Below are 18,708 nucleotides of genomic sequence, written 5' to 3' on the forward strand. Positions count from 1 at the left end.
AGTGGATATACGGTAAAATAAATAAAGTATGAATCGTCACGCCAGAAAGGAGTGAATCACATGAAAAAAGTATGGATGATTGCATGCGCGTTGCTGCTCACTGCCTGCTCCGATCTATCCGAAGGGGTCCAAACCGCTCAGCAAGCAGTAGAAACAGGTCAACAAGCGATTGAGACAGGTAAACAGGCTGTCGAGGCGGGCCAACAAGTACTGGAAGCCGGCAAGCAACTGGCTGAGTCTGAAGTCGCCAAACAGCTGCAAACATACCTCCAGCAAAAATACGAATCCTCTGAAGCATTGCGTAATGCCATGTTCAGTGGAGATGGTCAGTTGCTTGTAGAACAATTGCAAAAGACCGAGCTTGCGAACTTCAGCTTTTACAAATCTGACATGTTTGGTGTTGAATATACAGGCACGCTCTCTGCCGATGGTACTTTCAAAGTGCTCAAGCACGATTTGAACAACCAAGGTGCAGAGCCTACAGTCGTAAAGGAATTCAAAGTAACGCTCGACGGAAACGGTCAGGTTCAGGTTCAGTAATTCGGAAAACATTTCAAGAAAAGCCTGCGATCAATCCTCGCGGGCTTTTTCGTGTTGTAAAAAACTTTTTATTGGATTTCTACGAAATTTTCTGTGTTTCCTTATAGATTTTTATAATTGGGCATGATAATGTGTAAGATGTTCATATAAATTTCACAAATACTAAACACAACGAGGTGATGCCAATGAATATGCTGCTCGCATCTATTATTGTGTACATGGCAGGTATGCTCCTGATCGGCTATTATGCCTACAAGCGTACCTCCAATCTGACAGACTACATGCTCGGCGGTCGGTCGCTCGGTCCAACTGTAACCGCTCTCAGTGCGGGTGCATCCGACATGAGTGGCTGGTTGATGATGGGCCTGCCTGGCGCCATGTTTGCCCAAGGTCTTAGCGCATCCTGGATTGCCATCGGTCTGACTCTCGGAGCTTATGCCAACTGGCTGTACGTCGCTCCCCGCCTTCGTTCGTATACAGAGGTTGCCAACAACTCGATTACGATTCCTGCTTTTTTGGAAAATCGTTTCGGAGATGGGTCACGGATGCTCCGTCTTGTCTCGGCTCTTGTTATTATGATCTTTTTTACTTTTTACGTCTCATCCGGGCTCGTTTCTGGAGGCGTGTTGTTTGAAAACACTTTCCACTTGAGCTATCAAACGGGGCTATGGATTGTTGGATTGGTCACCATTGCCTACACATTGTTTGGCGGCTTCCTCGCTGTAAGCTGGACGGACGCTGTACAAGGACTCATCATGGTCATCGCGCTCATTCTCGTTCCACTCGTGACCGTTCTTACAGCAGGCGGATTGGGAGAAACATTTACCGAGATCCACACTGTCGATCCCTCTTTGCTCGATATTTTTAAAGGGACGAGCCTGCTCGGCATCATCTCCTTGTTTGCATGGGGTCTCGGCTATTTCGGACAACCGCACATTATCGTTCGCTTTATGGCGATCACGTCCACGAGTGAGATCAAAAAAGCACGTAGCATCGGTATGGGCTGGATGATTTTCTCCGTCATTGGCGCCATGCTGACAGGTCTGGTCGGTATTGCCCTGTACTCCAAGCAAGGCTGGACGTTAAGCGATCCTGAAACGATCTTCATCCAGCTAGGTACGATCCTGTTCCATCCACTCATTACCGGATTTTTGCTTGCGGCGATTTTGGCAGCGATCATGAGTACGATTTCCTCTCAGCTGCTCGTAACCTCCAGCTCCTTGACCGAGGATATTTACAAAACCTTTTTCAAGCGTTCTGCAACCGACAAAGAACTGGTCAACTTTGGTCGCCTGTCCGTCTTAATAGTATCTGTCGTCGCCTTTTTGCTCGCCTTGAATAAAAATGACACGATCCTCGATCTCGTCGGATACGCGTGGGCCGGATTCGGTGCTTCGTTTGGGCCTGTCATTTTGCTCTCCCTCTATTGGAAGCGCATGAACAAATGGGGTGCTCTCGCGGGTATGGTCGCTGGCGCGCTTACCGTTATCATCTGGACTCGTTTTGATGTGCTGAAGGACTTCCTCTATGAGATGGTTCCGGGCTTTGCCATTAGCCTGCTCGCCATCGTAGTTGTCAGCCAACTGACCAGCAAGCCTTCGAATGAGGTCAGCGCTCAGTTTGATGAGTACCAAAAAAGCATGAAATAATCCTTTTCGAAAAAAAGCCAAGTAGCCTATGCGCTGGACAATTGCCCTGTCCCACGCCGTAGGCTGCTTTTTTCTGTTGAAACGATTTGGGACCCTCATCGGAACGAGAAGATCCGGCAAAAGCGCAGATCATAACGAAAACCAAGCTTCTGCCAAACGACTGATTCCTACCGCAATATCTTGTTCCTCCACTCCACCAAATCCAACGATGATTCGCGGCCGTGCATTCGTCGGATCATTGGCCCAGTTGTGCCCACTCGGATAAATGCGAACATCGGCCGCACGGGCCAGCTCGATCAGCTCCTTCTCCGTTCGGGAAGTATCCACCTCCAGCAAAATATGCAGCCCTGCTGACTGTCCCAATACTCGTACTTCCCGGGGCATGTACGTCTGTATCGCCCGAAGCAATGCATCGTGCTTGCGGTGATAGACGGTGCGCATTTTTCGGACATGCTTTTCCCAGTAGCCCTTTTGCATGAACAACTGCATGCTCCGCTGCAAATGGCGGGAAACCGGAGAAGGATACGCCTGAAATGCTTCCAAATAACGCCCGAGCAATTGCCTCGGAAGTACCGTATAATCCAAGCGAAGTGCTGGAGAAAATGCTTTGGAAAAATTGCCGATATAAACAACGCAACCGTCCCGATCCATTCCTTGCAAAGATGGCGTAGGGTGTACGTTGTAGCGGAATTCACCATCATAATCATTTTCGATGATGATTCCGTTCTTTCTTTTTGCCCATTGCAGCAATTGTTGGCGCTGACCGACTGGCATCACCATCCCATACGGAAATTGATGGGCAGGCGTCGTGTACACGACCGTTGCTTTGCTTTTCTCCAAGGCTTCAATGGACAGCCCCTCTTCCGCTAGCGGGATGGACACGACCTCATAGCCGTGATGGGAAAAGACAATCCGTGCATCTGCATAGCCGGGCTCCTCGATCGCAACCACACGATGCCGATCTGCCAAGAGCAGACATAAAAAGCTGAGAGCCTGCTGTAAACCCGTGCCGATGATAATTTGCTCAGGCTGACAAATGAGCGTACGTGCTCTGCGCAAATATTTACTAAGTTCTTCTCTGAGTTCCCTCTCTCCTTGATCATCCCCGTAAAAAGCAAAGTCCTCCGGATAGACATCTAGCGCCTCCAGCATGCAAGAGCGCCATGCAGCGTAAGGAAACGACTTCGTATCGATGACAGAACCGTGAAAATTGTAACGACAGGTGAGATGCTCCCCTTTTTTCTTTTTCAAGATGGACGAGTACAAGGCCATCTCCTCATCCTGATCCACTGGCTCTGACCATCTCTCGATCTCGGCAGCGTAAAAGCCACTTCGCTCCCGGCTCACAATGTATCCTTCTGCTAGCAGTTGCTGATAGGCTGCTTCAATCGTATTTTTTCCGACGCCGCTTGCTTTCATCAACTGACGGATCGACGGCATCTTGGTTCCGGATGGTATCTCTCCTGATGCAATCCGTCTGCTCAATTGCTTGTATAGCTGCTGATACAGAGGTTCTTTGCTCTGTGCATCCATGATCGGTATGTACTCCATCAGCGGCCCTCCATTCTGTCCCCATCTAATTCTCCCAAACTGTCACTATGTATAGGAGCAGTTCTCTTATACAATGATTGTACCAGATTCACCCAAACGAAAGGAGAACAAGTCATGCCTATTCATTTGCAAGGAGAAAAGGTCGTTCTGCGAGATATTCGAGCAGAAGATTTGGATACGATCTACTATTGGAAATACGAAGCAGAAGATCGTGAACATCTCAATTGGAATGGCCCCTACAAACCGCTTGATCCGTACACAAAAGAAGAGTATCGTGCCCTCCCACGCTACCAGGAGTCTCTCGCTCTCGTCGGGACAGATGCACCAAGAACTGAGCTGATCATTGAGATTGACGGCGAGCTAAAAGGCAGTGTCGGTCGCTACTGGGTATCTGAGGAGACGAACTGGTGCGAAATCGGAATCGTCATTTACGACTCCCGCTACTGGCAGAATGGTTATGGTCGGGAAGCGTTTCGGATGTGGATCGACTACTTGTTTACCCATATGGATACAGTCCGTTTAGGCATTGGTACGTGGTCTGGCAATGAACGGATGATCAAGCTGGCTGCTCACATGGGCATGGTGGAAGAAGCGCGGGTACGCAAAGCAAGGATTGTTCGTGGTGAATATTACGATGCGATTAAGATGGGGATTTTGCGGGAGGAATGGGAGATCGGAAATAAGACTTTTGAATAACGGTTGTTTTTAACATGAGCATCTTCCATCTGTATAGGAAACTCCCTATACGAGGAAACTGTATGCCCAATATGGAAGATATCACCGTCCAAAAGTCGAATGCAGAACGAAAGAGCTATGTGTTTGTTGGTGCCATTTATCATGCAGCAGCGGAAGTCTGTTCAGTCGGTTGTCGGGTACCGCAAAAAACAAACTCCCTTCTATCTGAACAAAAAAGGGAGTTTGTCTGCGTTTCACATCCTCTTATTTCACTTCTTTCGTTTTTTTCAGCTCTGCTAATTGCGCCTCCACTGTTTCTGCCAGAAGATGATCAATATATGGCTTCCTGTCGACAGCTTTCGTACCGTAAACGTATGAACTCGCAGCTACTTCAGCTTCCAGCTTCTGGACAAACTCTTCTACCCTCGCAAATCCTTTCATTGCATAGTCGCTATGAAACCCTGACAACATTTCCTGTCCTTGCTTGATAGATTTTGCAGCGTGGGCTCTGGATGTTAACACCAGCTTTTTGTATTGGAACTCTTGATAGGTGTTTTTAAGTTTATCTATTTGCTCATACAGGATCGCTGTCTGTTTTTTTGTCGCGTCATATTGATTCTGGTACAAATTGCGCTTATTTTCATGAATTACTCTTTCCTGTAGGGCAAGCTTTGCCATGTTATCTTCATTACAATCAACAGCAAGGTTGGCTTGTTTCGTGCGCTTTTCTATGTTTGCTTCTTCTTCTGCGATGAGAAGATCATATCTTTTCTCAAGAAAGAGTTGATAGGAAAGTGCGTGGTTAGCTTTTTCGATTTGCTTGTCCATGTCTCTTATATATTGATCTAACAAAGTGATTGGATTCTCTACTTTATTTAATACCTCATGCACATCTGCAACAACAATATCTCTTACCCGTTTAAAAATACCCATCTTATTTTTCCTCCTTCGACATCTGTTTTTCCCATTTATCTAAAATGGCTGAATTACTATTCTCACCTGAATATGGGGAGTGAAGTGGTACATCAACGAAAACGATATTCCCTTTACGCGGTCTGATTCGTATACATAACCAGTAAATGACGAACGCAATGACAAGTAATGGTAAAATGGGAAGAACCCCAACAAAGATCAGAAGCCAGCCTGTCCATTTTCTCCAGATACTCTCATTTGCATGTTTGCGAACAAACCAACCACTGATGACAAGACCTGCTGCAATCAGGAAGAATACCCAAACATCTGCTTGATGTTTTCGCTCACCATGTTCTCGTTTGATATCCTCTTTGTGGAATCGCCTTCCTTCAGATTTGGGTTGTAATCGCTCGGAATGTTCGCTTTGTCCTACCAATTCCTTCTCGCCTCTGTCTTGCAAGCTTACAAAGATTTGATTAACATGCGGATAAGCGAGCATCTCCTTATTCATCCAGCCTGTTGCATGTAAAGCCCGGAATCCACCAGCAAGAATGACAGCTGAAACAGTAGCAACGATCAGCCACCTCCAGATTTTCCGCTTCTTTTTTTTTTCTTTCATCCATTCTCCTCCTTTTTCGATGATGAGATGTTTTGTTTACAGGTACGATTATGGACCTCCAGTCTTAACTTTCCCTTAAGAACTACAAGAGCAGGAAAAAGAAAAAAGAGTACCAATGGAATCGGTACCCAATACTTTGTTATTTTTGATTCTTAGGGAACGTAATTTCAAAGCAAGTTCCTTCCCCTGCTTTGCTGCTGACCGTAATTTTTCCATGATGCTTGTCAATAATCCACTTGGCAATAGATAGCCCTAAACCATAGCCTTCTGCCATCGTCCGTGCTTTGTCGCTTTGGTAAAACCGCTCAAAAATGTTTGGAATTTCTTTCTCGTCCATTCCAATCCCATCATCTTTCACCTTCAGTTTAATTGTGGAGGCAGTTTGTTCACATATAAGTGAGATTTCGCCTCCTGCTTCTGTATATTTCATAGCATTGTCTAAGAAAATGAGAATCAACTGATGGACCCTTTCTTTATCTCCTGTGAAACTGACATTTACTGGCGTATGAAGAGTGATCGCTTTCTCTTGATATACAGTAATTTCTTCATAGTTAGCTACAATATCTCGCAGAACTTCATCAAGCAAAAAGGGCTGTTTCTTCATTTCCATCTGATTGGAATCAGATCTCGCTAAGGTAAGTAAATTGGTGACCAGTTTGGATAATCTTCTAGACTCATTTGAAATCATGGAAATATCAATACTTTTTTCTTGAATCGTTGCAGCAGGCGAGCGAAATAATAAATCTGTTTTTGCTTGTATGACAGCAAGTGGTGTTCTTAACTCATGAGAAGCATCTGAAACAAACTGTTGTTGTTTTGTCCAGGAATTTTGTATTGGGACCAATGCTCGACCTGCAAGAAAATAACCGGCAATCACAGAAGATACGACCCCGATACAGCTTCCGATGATAATAATGACGAGCAATCTGTCCAAAAGCTCCTGCTCTGAATTTACATTGCGGAGATACTGTACCGTTATTACCCCATTCGGGGAATGAACTTTCAAGGTTTTCACGTGAAAAGCAAAGCGCTTAACATGAATTTCCTGAATCTCTCCATCATCCAAGTGCCTTGGCTTCTTGACGAAATTCGCTTTTTGGAAGAAATCTACTCCTGGCCCAGTATTAATCAGTTCATTTTTATCATTCCAGACAAGCGTAATGACACGCGGATCATTTTCAAACAAGAATTCCTCGAGAGCCGGTCCTTTTTCAGGTCCTTTTTTTGCTCCAGCGCCAGGCTGACTCCCGGGCTTACTTCTAGGCTCATCGCTTCTTTCAGGCCTAGGCTGCGGGTTTAACTTCTCAGCTGTTTTTAACAGGGATCGATCAACATCCTTATACAATTGTACATAGGTGAAAAAGTAGATCACAGTAGCTAGCAAACCGATAAGCATTATGAAAACAACTGAATTCATAATGGTAAGGCGCATATGCGTTCGTCTGAACATATTCTTCCCCTTACTGTTCTTTTAACATATACCCAACGCCTCTAATGGTTTGAATATCTTTATGGTATCCGAAGGGCTCCAGCTTTTTTCGAAGATGATGCACAAAAACCTCAACAACTAATATTGTTGTATCTGACTCGAATCCCCATATGCGATCATAAATCTGCTCTTTTGTCAGAATGATGCCCTTGTTTTGTACGAGGTATTCCAATAATTCGTATTGTTTTAATGTCAATTTTACAGGCACCAGATCTACTAGGGTTTCCTGTTCTTTACCAACTAACTGGATGCCACGGTACTTTAAAGTATGATCAGTCGTCAAACTGCCGCTCCTTCTTAACAGCGCTCGAATGCGTGCTTTTAATTCAGCCATTTGAAAAGGCTTGGTCAGGTAATCATCTCCTCCCAACTCCAGACCTTGCACTCTATCCTCCAATGAATCCCTCGCTGTCAAGAATAATACTGGCGTTTTAATTCCCTCCTTGCGCATGCTTTCTATAATTTGAAAGCCATCCATTCTTGGTATCATCACATCTAGCACAATAGCATCATAAATATTTTGCATGGCTAGAAAGAGTGCTTCCTCCCCTTCAGATACTCCATCTACTTTAAACTCATCCACTAATATTTGAATAATCGATTCTTTCAACGGGAGATTATCTTCTACAACTAACAAACGCAACATCACTTCACCCCACATCAATACATCTATTTTCATACTGAGGATCAATTATGTCTTACAACCCTTAACTCTTCCTTAAAGTTCACATCCTCGCAACTTAAGGATTTGTTAAGTTTTCTACGCTACTATTTATCCAACTTAAAGACAGAGGTGACTTTTGTGAAAAAAAATAAAACCTTGGCTACCCGCGGTCCTTTTCGTAACGGTTATTGCAATGTTTATTCTTTATTCATTCTATACCACACCACAAAAAATGCACCAAGTTCCTCCTATCAGTGGCGGTCATCCGAATATGGCGAGCGGTGATTATCGAGATATCTTTCATTTACTTGGCCCGCTCGTCAAACATATCTTCCATTTTCATCTGTTTACAGGGTGGGCAGCATTAGTATTTAGTATATTACATTCGTACCTAAGCTTTATTGGTCTTATCTTTTTGTTCATTCATACAGGTGGTCATTTTATAATCACCGTGACCGGTACGATACTCGTCTTGATTGCGGTTTGGCTCATAGGTTTTTTCACCAGACACGCGGATCCTCACACAAAATCAACCGTCATTCATTTAGACGATCAGCTATGAGGGGAAAAAGGAGATTTGATTAATGGAACTACAAGAGGAGAATCTGATGACTCCTTTACTCCATTTAATCATGTGACATGCTCTATTTAACAACAGAAAAAAGGCAATCCCCTCGTCGTTACAAGATCCGGGAACTGCCCTTTTCATTTTTCACTCTCAAACCTCTCTATTCCAACTCAGCCGCCACACGACTCACTTTTGCAGCCAGCTCGTCGAGATCGACGTTCATCTCAAGAGCCGCAAACAGACCTGTGAAGTACTCGTTGATCTGGTCGATGACGCGATTGCGTTCACTTGCCACCAGCTCTTGGAACAGCGTAGAAAACTGCTCATCCAATTGCTTGTTTCCGATTTCTACATATCCGCTCACTGGTTCTTGCATCCGCTTCTCCAGCTCGTCACGCATTTTTGCTTTGCCATCCTGCTCGAAAAAGTCTTTCGTGTTTTTGAACAAGGAAATCGCGGAAGCAAATGCGGATTCGGCTACTGGCAGCTCGTTTGCAAAGGACAATGTTTCCACCTGTCTCTGCTGATAAGGTGCCAAGGTCAAACCTGCTGCATAACCTTGTACATCCTTTTGCCACGCCGCAACAAGCATTGTGCCCTGCTTGTTCGTGAATTTCTCCAAACGAAGGGTAGTGGCACGCAGCTCCTGCGCCAAGTCGTAGCTGATCGAACGCAGAAGATCAGTCAAGCATCCTTGCAGTGCTTGCTTCATGTTGCGTCCATCGTCCTTAATCACAGCCGGGTTAAAAGCCAGATTAAACAGCTCATTGAAACGGAAGAACAAGCGCTGGCGAACGTAGTAGAGCAGCTCCTCGCGCTCTTTTGCCAAGTCGCGTTCGAACGAAGCGGTAGACAGTGCTTCAACAGCTGACAGAGCCTGTGTCTTGGCGTTGCTTGCTGCTTCTTTGCGCAATAGACGCTCGTCTTCCCCGGACTGTGCCATACGCATGAATTCAGTCAAGGTATCATGGGCGCGACGGATTTCACCGATTGCAGCATTCACAGCAATTTGCGTCAGCTCTTCAATCGTAAAGCGGAGGAACTCTGCTTCAAACGACGCCATTCCAGAGAACTTGAATGCTTCATCTGCTGGCATTAGCGGCTCGCCTTCAGCCGTATTCGTGCGCTGGCGGTATACTTTCTCAGCAGAAGCTGCCAGCTTGCCTTTTTCATGCATACGTGCCAACAGAGCAGTCTGGCTCGATACCGGATAAATACGTGGGAGGCGAATTCCGCACGAGAGGAGGTTTTTCTCTACGTGGGTTAGGACACCCTGCAATTCTTCTTCATTCGCTGCGAGGTCACAAGCATTGACGATAAAGAACATTTTGTCCATTTCAAATGTATCCTTGACGCGACCCATTTGCAGCAAAAACTCGCGGTCAGCCTGTGCAAAGGCGTGGTTGTAATACGTCACAAACAGAACCGCATCCGCGTTTTTCATGTATTCAAACGCCACACCTGTGTGACGTGCGTTAATGGAGTCAGCACCAGGGGTATCTACCAGAACAATTCCCTGATCAGTCAGCGGACAAGAATAGAACAGCTCGATGTACTCTGCGAAACAAGCTTTTTCTTCTTTTGCCACAAACCCTTTAAACGCTTGCATATCAACCAGCAGCTCGCCGCCCAGATGAGCCGACATTTCTGGCAAGCCTTTTGTAACAGCTTTCAAAAAGGTGTAGTGAGGTTTTGCCGTTGGCGGGATTTGGGCGACGTCGATCTTGCCCAGCTCAGCCAGTGCCCCTTCGAGATCAGTAGCGGTCATACCAAAGACAGCTAAGGAACGGATCACGTCCTGCTCAATGGCTTCACGCTCTTTCATGACGACACGAACCGTGCCATGCGGATGTGTATCTGTCGGCGGCATGATTTTGTTGATAGCCGCTGTTGTCGGGTTCGGTGACACTGGCAGCACGAGATCGCCCATCAAAGCGTTCGCAAAAGACGATTTCCCTGCACTGAATGCGCCAAACAGTGCAACGGTAAAACGATTGGCAGTCAGGCGATCTGCTCGATCCAGCATCGCCTGTGCCTGTGCTTGCATCCCTGGTACAGATACGACTTCTTCACTTGCGCGTCGCAGACGCTCTGCTGCCGCAATTAGTTTGTCTCGTAGTTGATTCATGCTACCTGTTCTCCTCCACGCATAATCGCCAACAGACGACCCTTGGTTTCTTCTTCTCTCGCTGCCAGTCCAGCCAGCTTTTGATGCAGTGTTGCCAATTCACGCAATACGCCAAGACGCTCGCCTTGAGCTGCACTTTCTACACGCACTTTCTCCTTTATCATCTCGACCACTTGTGCAATGAAAGAGAGACCCACTCGTCTGTACTCCAGCTTCATCCCGCTGGAAATATCCGCACAGTAGTTCAGGACGTACTCACTCGAAGCAGCACCCTCTTTGATGTGCTTGCTCAGGAACTCTCCTGTAATCTCAATCTTGGTCGCGTGCACGCTGGCGTGATATTCTTCGCTCCGCAAATCAAACACTTGCGGCTGCTTGCCAAGCCATTCTTTGAAATGGAAGTCGAGATTTCCCGCCACTTTTTCGCGGAACTCAACGAGAAGCGCTTCTTCACGACGTGCGCGTTCTTCCTCCGTCTTCTTGCCTGCAAACAACAATCCCACCTTGAAGCCCGGCTTACGGCTCTCCAAGTAGCTTCGTGCTGCTTCGTTTGTGCTGAAATAAGTCAAACGAGCATTGTCCAAGAGTACACTCAGCTCTTTTTCCATCTGAAGTCGGGCATCCTCAGCGCGCTGCTGTAGAGCCGCTGCAGTCGCTTCCTCCTGCTCAAGCGCTTTCTCCACAGCCGCTCTATTACGACTGTCGATGCCTTCTACTTCCAGACCATCCAGCTGGGCTTCCCACTGCTGGCGTTGATCTGCCTGGCTTGTTCTTACTACTTGGATGTGTTCCTCGATCAAATGCTCGGCAGCACTGCGAACGCTCGTGCCAACCAGCTTTTCACGATCAGCGATCAACTGCGAGAGCATGCCCTTAAAATCCGCATACATGTTCTCAGGATGATCTGGCTCCGCAAGCGACGTGTAAAAAATACCATCGGGATGAATGTTCCAAGTCGCGAATGCTTCCTCGACACTTTCCTTATAGCTATCGAAATCCAATTCGAAATCAATATGTTTATCGATCATGTTCACAACCAGATAGACTGGCTTTCCTCGGTCCTTCAACGTCTTCGTAAAATTGAAGTTCTCTTCGGCTTGAACATGGTTATAGTCCATCATGTAAATGACGACGTCCGCCAAATGCAGAGCAGATTCCGTAGCGATTTTGTGTGCGGCATCCGTTGAGTCAATGCCCGGTGTATCGAGCAAGCTGGCGTATTCGTCAAGGAATGTTCCCGGATAAGAGACCTCTACGGATTCAACCGTATCTCCGTCAACAGCAAACTGCTTGAGCTTCTCCATCTCTGTATCTGGATCAAATGTAAGGACTCCGCTGTTCATGGTGAAGACGCGAGCCGCTTTTTCTCCGCCCCGAATCTTCACGACATTCGCACTTGTCGGAATCGGATTGGACGGCAACAAGTTGACACCCAGAAGCGTGTTAATCATCGTTGATTTTCCAGCGGAAAAATGTCCGCAAAACGCAATATTCAGTTCAGCGTGTTTTGTTTTCGCGGCCAGTTGAATGAGCTTGTGCGGCGTGGTTTCGTCACCCTGCGATTTCATTACTTCTGCGAGTTCTTCCCATGTATGTGCCAGTCGGGAAAAGTCCGTTTCCCGGATCAATACTTGACTGTCAAGCACTTCTATTCCACCCTTCTCCATCGTTCCTACTCTCTCTACTTGTGCCTGTTCAAAAGAACTTCCTTTATCCTACACTCTATTCTACCATGCCGAATGTACCATAGGTCACAAATGAGTTCAATTCAAAACTATGAAAGATTTAGCATTCGCCTATTCTTCCGCATAATTTTCCTCTCATCTGGAAAAAATCGCACTAACATGATATTCGCAATCTGAACGGGAGGAACTTAAAATGATGCGCAGATTTTTGTCACAGCGTCGCAAAAAGAAAACTCCCTCTCTTATCACACAGCGTTTGCAGCAGCGAAATGATCCTGCACTTGCACTATCGACCAGTTTGCAACAAAACATGGAGACATTTAAGACTGTGCTCGGCAGCCCACACGATTTATTAATTCGTTCCTTTACGATCGGCAACACCACACATTCCTGTGCCGTGATTGCGATTGATGGATTGGCGAACTGCGATATGCTAGATGCGCAAGTCCTTGGACAAATCCAGTTGATGATCTCGACTGCTTCCAAAGTAGTACCGACTGAACCTGATGAGATTGTCCGGATGCTTTATGAGGAAGTCCTTTCTGTTGTTGAAATATCGAAAGCAACGGATTTGACAAAAATACTCGAAGGCATTCTTTCCGGGGATACAGCCATTTTTGTAGATGGAGCGACCGAAGTCATTATTATCGACAGCAAGGGATGGAAAACGCGGGCCATTGAGGAGCCTGTCTCCGAAGGCTTGGTGCGAGGTCCGCGGGATGGCTTTACGGAGAGTATCCGGGACAATACCGTCCACATTCGCAGACGCGTCAAAGACCCAAACTTGCGCTTTGAAGGGTCTATCATAGGCAGACGCAGCCGTACAGATGTGATTATCGCCTACATTGAAAACATCGTTGATCCAGAACTACTGGATGAAGTGAGACGGCGAATATCTACGATCGATGTTGACGAGATAGAAGAGTCCGGTTTTATCGAGCAATGGATTGAAGATGATTTTCTGTCGCCTTTTCCGCAGATTCATAACACAGAGCGGCCCGATAAAGTGAGTACAGCATTGTTTCAAGGCCGCATTGCGATATTGGTGGACGGCACTCCCATGGTGCTTATTTTGCCGGTGACGATTGGCTTGCTCCTCCACTCACCTGAGGATTACTACGAGCGTTGGATTGTCGGTTCATTAGCCAGGCTGTTGCGGTATTTGGCAGCATTTCTGGCCGTCTATTCGCCCGCTTTCTATATCGCTCTCGTCACTTTCCACCCCGGCTTGATCCCGTCAGATCTCGCCTTCTCGATTGCAGCCACACGTGATGGGGTTCCGTTTCCGGCATTCGTAGAAGCAATCATGATGGTGACGACGATGGAGCTGTTGCAGGAAGCGGGATTACGCTTGCCGAAGCCGATCGGCCAAACCGTCGGAATCGTTGGCGGTCTCGTCATCGGTGATGCTGCGGTTTCTGCGGGCATCGTCAGTCCAGTCATGGTCATCGTCGTCGCCCTCACTGCCATCGCTTCTTTTGCCATCCCTGCTTATCACCTTGCCATCGCCTTTCGGATGATTCGTTTTTTCGCCATGTTTATGGCGGCCATTTTTGGTATTTATGGCGTGGTGCTTAGCTTTATTGCCATCATGATTCATTTATCCAATCTGACCAGCATCGGGTACCCTTATTTGGCGCCTCTTGCTCCACAGATGCCAAGGGATTGGAAGGATATGATTTTGCGCGCACCTGTTACCTTTTTGAAAACCCGACCAGATGCCCTTCACACGAAAGATGAAAACAGAATGAGTACAGGAGGGTCGTAAGTGAGTGCAGAAACCTTGGCGGAGAAAATGATCAGCAAAAATCATATGGGGATTAATATTGCCTCAGTCACAATCGGCGTCGGCATCCTGACCTTTCCCCGCTCCTTAGCCAAGGCAACCGGAGCATTCGATGGATGGATTTCCGTCGTGATTAGCGGTCTTTGCGCGTGTCTGGTTGGCTGGCTGCTTGCCAAGCTGGCTGCTCGGTTTCCGAGACAAAGCTTCTTTGAATACAGCTCGATCATCGCAAGCAAACCGATCGCCTACATCTTGACCTTTCTCGTCTGTATTTACACGATGCTATTTGTTTCATTTGAAATCAGGGCAATCGGAAACATCGCCAAACAGTATCTGTTCTACAATACCCCGGTGGAAATGATCACGCTCTCGTTTCTCTTGATCGTTCAATATTCCGTGATTGGATCACGCATTGCCATGCTGCGGCTCAACTTGCTGTTTTTGCCTGTAGTTCTTGTCGTCATGTTCATCGTCCTGCTGTTTACTACCCAGTTGTTTGAGATCGATAATATCCGTCCCTTCTTTTCATCAGACTGGCGCTCTCTCTTGGAAGGCTCCAGAGTAGTCGGACTGTCTTATTCGGGCTTTGAGATTATCCTTTTTTACACCATGCTGATGAAAAAGCCTCAGGAAGGGGCAAAGGCCGTGACGTTAGGTCTCTCGATCCCCATTCTGCTCTACATGACCATCTACATGTTCGCCATCGGAGTATTCTCTGCGGAGGTTGCGACGAACCTGACCTATCCAACCATCGAGCTGGCAAAAGAGGTCGAAATCCCCGGCGGTTTTTTTGAGCGGGTGGAGTCCATTTTCTTCACCATCTGGATCATGACGATCTTCAACACATGTGCGATGTGGCTCGATATTACCGTGCTCAATTTATCTTCCATGTTCCACAAGGTGCGCAAAACGTTTTGGGTGCTCATTCTTTCTCCCATGATTTATTTTGTCGCGATGCTTCCGCAAAACCTGGTTGATTTCTTCGCATTTGCAGATAGCATCACTTATTTCGGAATGATCCTCGTCTATTTATGTCCGATTTTGCTGCTCCTCATCGCTGTCATACGAGGTGTAAAGGGTCATGAATAGACAGCTCACTGCTTTCTGCATCTTCCTGCTTTTATCGACTTTGCTGGCTGGATGCTGGGATCAGGTTCAAATTGAGGAACGAGGATTTGTGGTAGGCGTAGCGGTTGATAAACCTCGTACAAAAGAAGCCGAGCAGCAAGCCAAACAAGAGGCACCAGACAAACCTCAAGTAAAAGAGCGCTTTCTCGTCACCCATCAATTCGTCGTCCCCGGTGGATTGATCTCCGGCGGCCAAGGAAGCGGCGGTGGTCAAAACACAGCCAATGAGGCTTACCTCAACCTCGTATCCGAGGGAGACTCTCTTTTCGAGATTTCCCGCGAATTGGCTACCCGGACCAGCAGAACTCCGTTTTATCAGCATATGAAGATCCTGATCGTCTCCGAAGACGTTGCCCGTACGAAAAACGGTTTTGCCAGAGCACTCGATTTCTATCTACGTGATCCAGATTCCAGACGAAGCAGCAAGGTATTTATCTCAAATGGCCTCGCTAAAGAAGTACTGGAAGTCAAACCGAAAACAGAGAAGCTGCCCGCTATTTACGTCAACTCGATTGGAGAAAACGTCAAAAAAAATTCCCGCATGCTCCCAGAGGCCCGATTGGGCGATGTCCATGAGGAGCTTCTCAGTTCGTACAGTTTTGTGGTTCCGCGTATTAGACCCGAAGAGCAGGAGGTAAAATTAGCAGGCGCCGCTGTTTTTACCCATGACAATCAGTTGGTTGGTTTTCTCGGGGAAGAAGAGACGGAAGGGCTGAATTTTCTCACGGGAAAAGTTAGCGGAGGTATGGTAAAAGGCAAGTTAAAAAACAATCTTGTCTCGATGAACATCCAAGGGATCAAGCATAGCATTGAACCAGATTTACACGATCCGCAACACATGAAATTCAAGATAACTATCGAGTGTGAAGGCACATTAGCCGAGTCTTACGCCACAATGGATTCTCTGAATAACACTACGATGGAAAAGCTTGAACAAGTGTTTGCCGAAGAAATCGAGCGAATGAGTAATGATACCATCAGGAAGGTCCATAAGCAGATGAAAGTGGATGTCATCAAGCTTGGCAACTATCTGAAGCAGCATTATTTTTCGCTTTGGAAAAAGATTCGGCGGGATTGGGAAACAGGGCAGCATCTGTATGAAAAAAGTGAAATAAAAGTTCAAGCAAAAGTCTATTTACGCAATATCGGTGCAATCAACCGTACCGAACGCCAAAACAACAGGTGATTCCATGCTCAAATTTTTAGGCGTAGTTCCTCCCTATATGACCTTCGCAGGAACGATCATGGCGTTTTTGATTCCCTATCTTTTTTTTAAAATCAATAACAAAATTCATGAGTTAGGCGATCCGCCGTGGAAGAAACGGAATAACTCCGGTTCATAAAACACCAAGCCGAAATGTACCATGTTTCGGCTTGGTGTTTATCTCATTCGATTTCAAGTTCTCGCAATGTAATATCCCCCTTCAAATATCCGTCAAATGTCTCGATTCGCCTGCAATTGTTTTTGTTCCACTCGAAGTCTCGTAAAATTTGTTCCTCACTCCGCGTTTTTCTTCTTTTCATCTTCATGTTTTTCAATCTTTCATGTGCGTCAATCGATTTTTTGACCGATTTTTCCCATTTTCTTTTATAGATAGGACGTGTTTTTTTGACGATCTTTGCATACGTCATTCTTTCCCGTCTATGATTGAGGATGACCCGTAAAACGCGGCTTTGCTTTTGGAGCAGGGCTTTGCATTCCTTCAGCAGGTCTGGGCTTGAATCTTTTGCGTTCATTTTTGTTTCAATGTCTTTCAGATGATCCTTTTCCAGTTGCAAGCTATTCAAGTCATCATCCTTCATGGAAAAGGATTCCAAATAATTTTCATTTGCATATTTCAGCTCATCGTATTCCGTCTCAATCTCAGCATCTCGCAACTCTTGGATAAAACAGCTTCTGTATCCTTCATCAACCATTTTGTCCATCACAACAGCAGGAGCTAGCTCAAAGGCTTCTGGTTGGTCTGCATCCTCCATGGCTTCAAACTCGATAAAATCTTGTCTATTTTTCTCGTACATTTTCTCGATTGCTTTTCGAATACCCGCAGACTCTACCACCAATCCGTCTTGTACACTCCCGTAGTCCGCTACCCTTTCCCGTCCTTTCCATGCTATCGGATCTTTATTTTTCGCATGATCTGACATCAAGGCTTGATGCATGGAAAAGCGAATACCTGAAACGCCCTTCGTATCTTCCAATTCACTGGACTTCTTCGTATAGTCTTTGTCTTCTCCGCGATTTACGGAATACGACAAATGGTATCTCGCCGTATAATCACTCTCCGTATAATCCAAATTACTTTCGTCCATATTTTCTGAATATTGATCATAGGAGGAATCCCCTACCGTCGGACGACCAAATTGCCCATTGTTGAGCATCTCTGCCTTTGCCTCCCATTTGAAGGGTATTCTGACAGGAAGCTGAATTTCCCACGGCTTGTCCGCGTCTATTTTTTTCAAGATCCCCAATTTTAATAGCTGATCCTGGTCTACACTGAAGTTCAATTGATCGTATTTTACTTCTACCGTGTACTCATACTTTGTTCCAATTTTCGCTTCACGAAGCATTTCCTCGATTGTATTATTATAGGATTGTTGATTATTTTTTGTATCCTGCGGGGCTACATTCCATTCTTGATCGGCTCCTTGTCCTCTGAGGATCTGATAGCCAACCAAATGACCTCCGTCGTAGCTAGCCAATAACCCGCTGATCGCGCCTTCCCGTATGAGAATCTCTTCATTTCCAAGATTTCCAATGGCTGTTACCAACTTTAAGCCTTCACGGTCATTTTTAGAGGCACTTTTTGTAATAAGAGCGGTAACAGAATGAGGACGGTCGCATGTATCTCCCAATTCTTTTTTTGTTTTGGCAAATACCTTTGCATTCAAATTTTTTTCCCCGTACACTTCCTTTAACATCCCCCAAAAAGTAGGAAGTCCTTTATCTGCTTGCACATCCGTAAACTTCCCGTCATCTCCAACGGCTTCTTCAAAATCTTCTTGTTCGAATACATCTGGATGGTCCGCTTTCATTTTATTGAGATTCTCTTGTTTGAGTTTCCTTTGGATGATTGGCATTCGAGGTTGCTTTTGATTTTGCAACAGCTGCGTCATTGCTTTGTTTCCTACTTTTTTGGCGAGCTGTAAAACGGGTGGCAGATTTCGGGGGGAATTTTGTGGGGAACGTACATTGTCAGATAGATTTTTGCTGCTTGGCCTATGATTTTCTTTTGGGAGTAGCTCCCGATTATGGAACACCCTATCATCCCCTATTCGATTGGAGTTTCTTTCAAGAAAGGACTCACCCGTCTATC

14 protein-coding genes are annotated in these 18,708 nt (G+C 46.0%); 6 read left to right on the plus strand and 8 right to left on the minus strand.

The annotated features are described in order from the left end of the window. Positions 1-60: 60 nt before the first annotated feature. Both HP567_RS24555 and putP read left to right on the plus strand, forming a co-directional pair. Entirely contained in the window at positions 61-540 is a 480-nt protein-coding gene (locus tag HP567_RS24555; protein WP_173610814.1) for a hypothetical protein, read from the plus strand. 185 nt (positions 541-725) lie between these two features. Next, complete coding sequence (gene putP / locus HP567_RS24560; RefSeq protein WP_173610813.1) at positions 726-2,189, plus strand: sodium/proline symporter PutP; 1,464 nt, start codon at positions 726-728, stop codon at positions 2,187-2,189. Between the two features lie 129 nt (positions 2,190-2,318). Here putP and pdxR read toward each other — a convergent pair whose 3' ends face one another. After that, positions 2,319-3,740 (minus strand): MocR-like pyridoxine biosynthesis transcription factor PdxR, encoded by a 1,422-nt coding sequence (pdxR, locus tag HP567_RS24565; RefSeq protein WP_173610812.1) that lies wholly within the window; start codon positions 3,738-3,740, stop codon positions 2,319-2,321. A gap of 114 nt (positions 3,741-3,854) precedes the next feature. Here pdxR and HP567_RS24570 point away from each other — a divergent pair, with 114 nt between their 5' ends. After that, a complete protein-coding gene (locus tag HP567_RS24570; RefSeq protein WP_173610811.1) occupies positions 3,855-4,436 on the plus strand; it encodes a GNAT family N-acetyltransferase in 582 nt (193 codons plus the stop codon). 243 nt (positions 4,437-4,679) lie between these two features. Here the strand turns inward: HP567_RS24570 and HP567_RS24575 are convergent, their stop codons facing one another. From HP567_RS24575 to HP567_RS24600, 6 genes are all read right to left on the minus strand, one after another. Continuing rightward, the gene (locus HP567_RS24575) at positions 4,680-5,348 is read right to left on the minus strand and encodes a PspA/IM30 family protein (protein WP_173610810.1); all 669 of its coding nucleotides are present in this window, start codon (positions 5,346-5,348) and stop codon (positions 4,680-4,682) included. Between the two features lies 1 nt (position 5,349). Then, a complete protein-coding gene (locus HP567_RS24580; protein WP_173610809.1) occupies positions 5,350-5,946 on the minus strand; it encodes a hypothetical protein in 597 nt (198 codons plus the stop codon). A 139-nt stretch (positions 5,947-6,085) separates the two neighbouring features. Beyond that, positions 6,086-7,396 (minus strand): sensor histidine kinase, encoded by a 1,311-nt coding sequence (locus HP567_RS24585; RefSeq protein WP_173610808.1) that lies wholly within the window; start codon positions 7,394-7,396, stop codon positions 6,086-6,088. Between the two features lie 10 nt (positions 7,397-7,406). Next, entirely contained in the window at positions 7,407-8,078 is a 672-nt protein-coding gene (locus HP567_RS24590) for a response regulator transcription factor (RefSeq protein ID WP_064201164.1), read from the minus strand. Positions 8,079-8,827: 749 nt separating this feature from the next. Next, positions 8,828-10,795: a dynamin family protein gene (locus HP567_RS24595; protein ID WP_173610807.1), complete on the minus strand. Its 1,968-nt coding sequence runs from the start codon at positions 10,793-10,795 to the stop codon at positions 8,828-8,830. Beyond that, positions 10,792-12,462: a dynamin family protein gene (locus HP567_RS24600; RefSeq protein WP_173610806.1), complete on the minus strand. Its 1,671-nt coding sequence runs from the start codon at positions 12,460-12,462 to the stop codon at positions 10,792-10,794. The genes HP567_RS24595 and HP567_RS24600 overlap by 4 nt, the downstream gene beginning before the upstream one ends. 211 nt (positions 12,463-12,673) lie before the next feature. On the opposite strand from HP567_RS24600, the gene HP567_RS24605 reads away from it, so the two are divergent. Genes HP567_RS24605 through HP567_RS24615 form a run of 3 tightly spaced genes read left to right on the plus strand, consistent with a single transcriptional unit; the run spans position 12,674 to position 16,580 of the window. Continuing rightward, on the plus strand, positions 12,674-14,248 hold the full coding sequence (locus tag HP567_RS24605; protein WP_173610805.1) for a spore germination protein: 1,575 nt from the start codon (positions 12,674-12,676) through the stop codon (positions 14,246-14,248). Then, a complete protein-coding gene (locus HP567_RS24610) occupies positions 14,249-15,355 on the plus strand; it encodes a GerAB/ArcD/ProY family transporter (protein WP_173610804.1) in 1,107 nt (368 codons plus the stop codon). It begins immediately after the preceding gene. After that, entirely contained in the window at positions 15,348-16,580 is a 1,233-nt protein-coding gene (locus HP567_RS24615; RefSeq protein ID WP_173610803.1) for a Ger(x)C family spore germination protein, read from the plus strand. Before HP567_RS24610 ends, HP567_RS24615 begins: the two co-directional genes overlap by 8 nt. A 200-nt stretch (positions 16,581-16,780) precedes the next feature. On the opposite strand, the gene HP567_RS24620 is transcribed toward HP567_RS24615, so the two are convergent. Further along, a complete protein-coding gene (locus HP567_RS24620) occupies positions 16,781-18,508 on the minus strand; it encodes a DNA/RNA non-specific endonuclease (RefSeq protein WP_229088132.1) in 1,728 nt (575 codons plus the stop codon). Positions 18,509-18,708 lie beyond the last annotated feature (200 nt).

Origin of the sequence: Brevibacillus sp. M2.1A, assembly GCF_013284355.2 — a bacterium.
Lineage (GTDB): Bacteria > Bacillota > Bacilli > Brevibacillales > Brevibacillaceae > Brevibacillus.

Coding starts and splice junctions, on each gene's coding strand:
- HP567_RS24555 (WP_173610814.1), top strand. CDS start 61: ATGAAAAAAGTATGGATGATTGCATGCGCGTTGCTGCTCACTGCCTGC.
- putP (WP_173610813.1), top strand. CDS start 726: ATGAATATGCTGCTCGCATCTATTATTGTGTACATGGCAGGTATGCTC.
- pdxR (WP_173610812.1), bottom strand. CDS start 3,740: ATGGAGTACATACCGATCATGGATGCACAGAGCAAAGAACCTCTGTAT.
- HP567_RS24570 (WP_173610811.1), top strand. CDS start 3,855: ATGCCTATTCATTTGCAAGGAGAAAAGGTCGTTCTGCGAGATATTCGA.
- HP567_RS24575 (WP_173610810.1), bottom strand. CDS start 5,348: ATGGGTATTTTTAAACGGGTAAGAGATATTGTTGTTGCAGATGTGCAT.
- HP567_RS24580 (WP_173610809.1), bottom strand. CDS start 5,946: ATGAAAGAAAAAAAAAAGAAGCGGAAAATCTGGAGGTGGCTGATCGTT.
- HP567_RS24585 (WP_173610808.1), bottom strand. CDS start 7,396: ATGTTCAGACGAACGCATATGCGCCTTACCATTATGAATTCAGTTGTT.
- HP567_RS24595 (WP_173610807.1), bottom strand. CDS start 10,795: ATGAATCAACTACGAGACAAACTAATTGCGGCAGCAGAGCGTCTGCGA.
- HP567_RS24600 (WP_173610806.1), bottom strand. CDS start 12,462: ATGGAGAAGGGTGGAATAGAAGTGCTTGACAGTCAAGTATTGATCCGG.
- HP567_RS24605 (WP_173610805.1), top strand. CDS start 12,674: ATGATGCGCAGATTTTTGTCACAGCGTCGCAAAAAGAAAACTCCCTCT.
- HP567_RS24615 (WP_173610803.1), top strand. CDS start 15,348: ATGAATAGACAGCTCACTGCTTTCTGCATCTTCCTGCTTTTATCGACT.
- HP567_RS24620 (WP_229088132.1), bottom strand. CDS start 18,508: ATGACGCAGCTGTTGCAAAATCAAAAGCAACCTCGAATGCCAATCATC.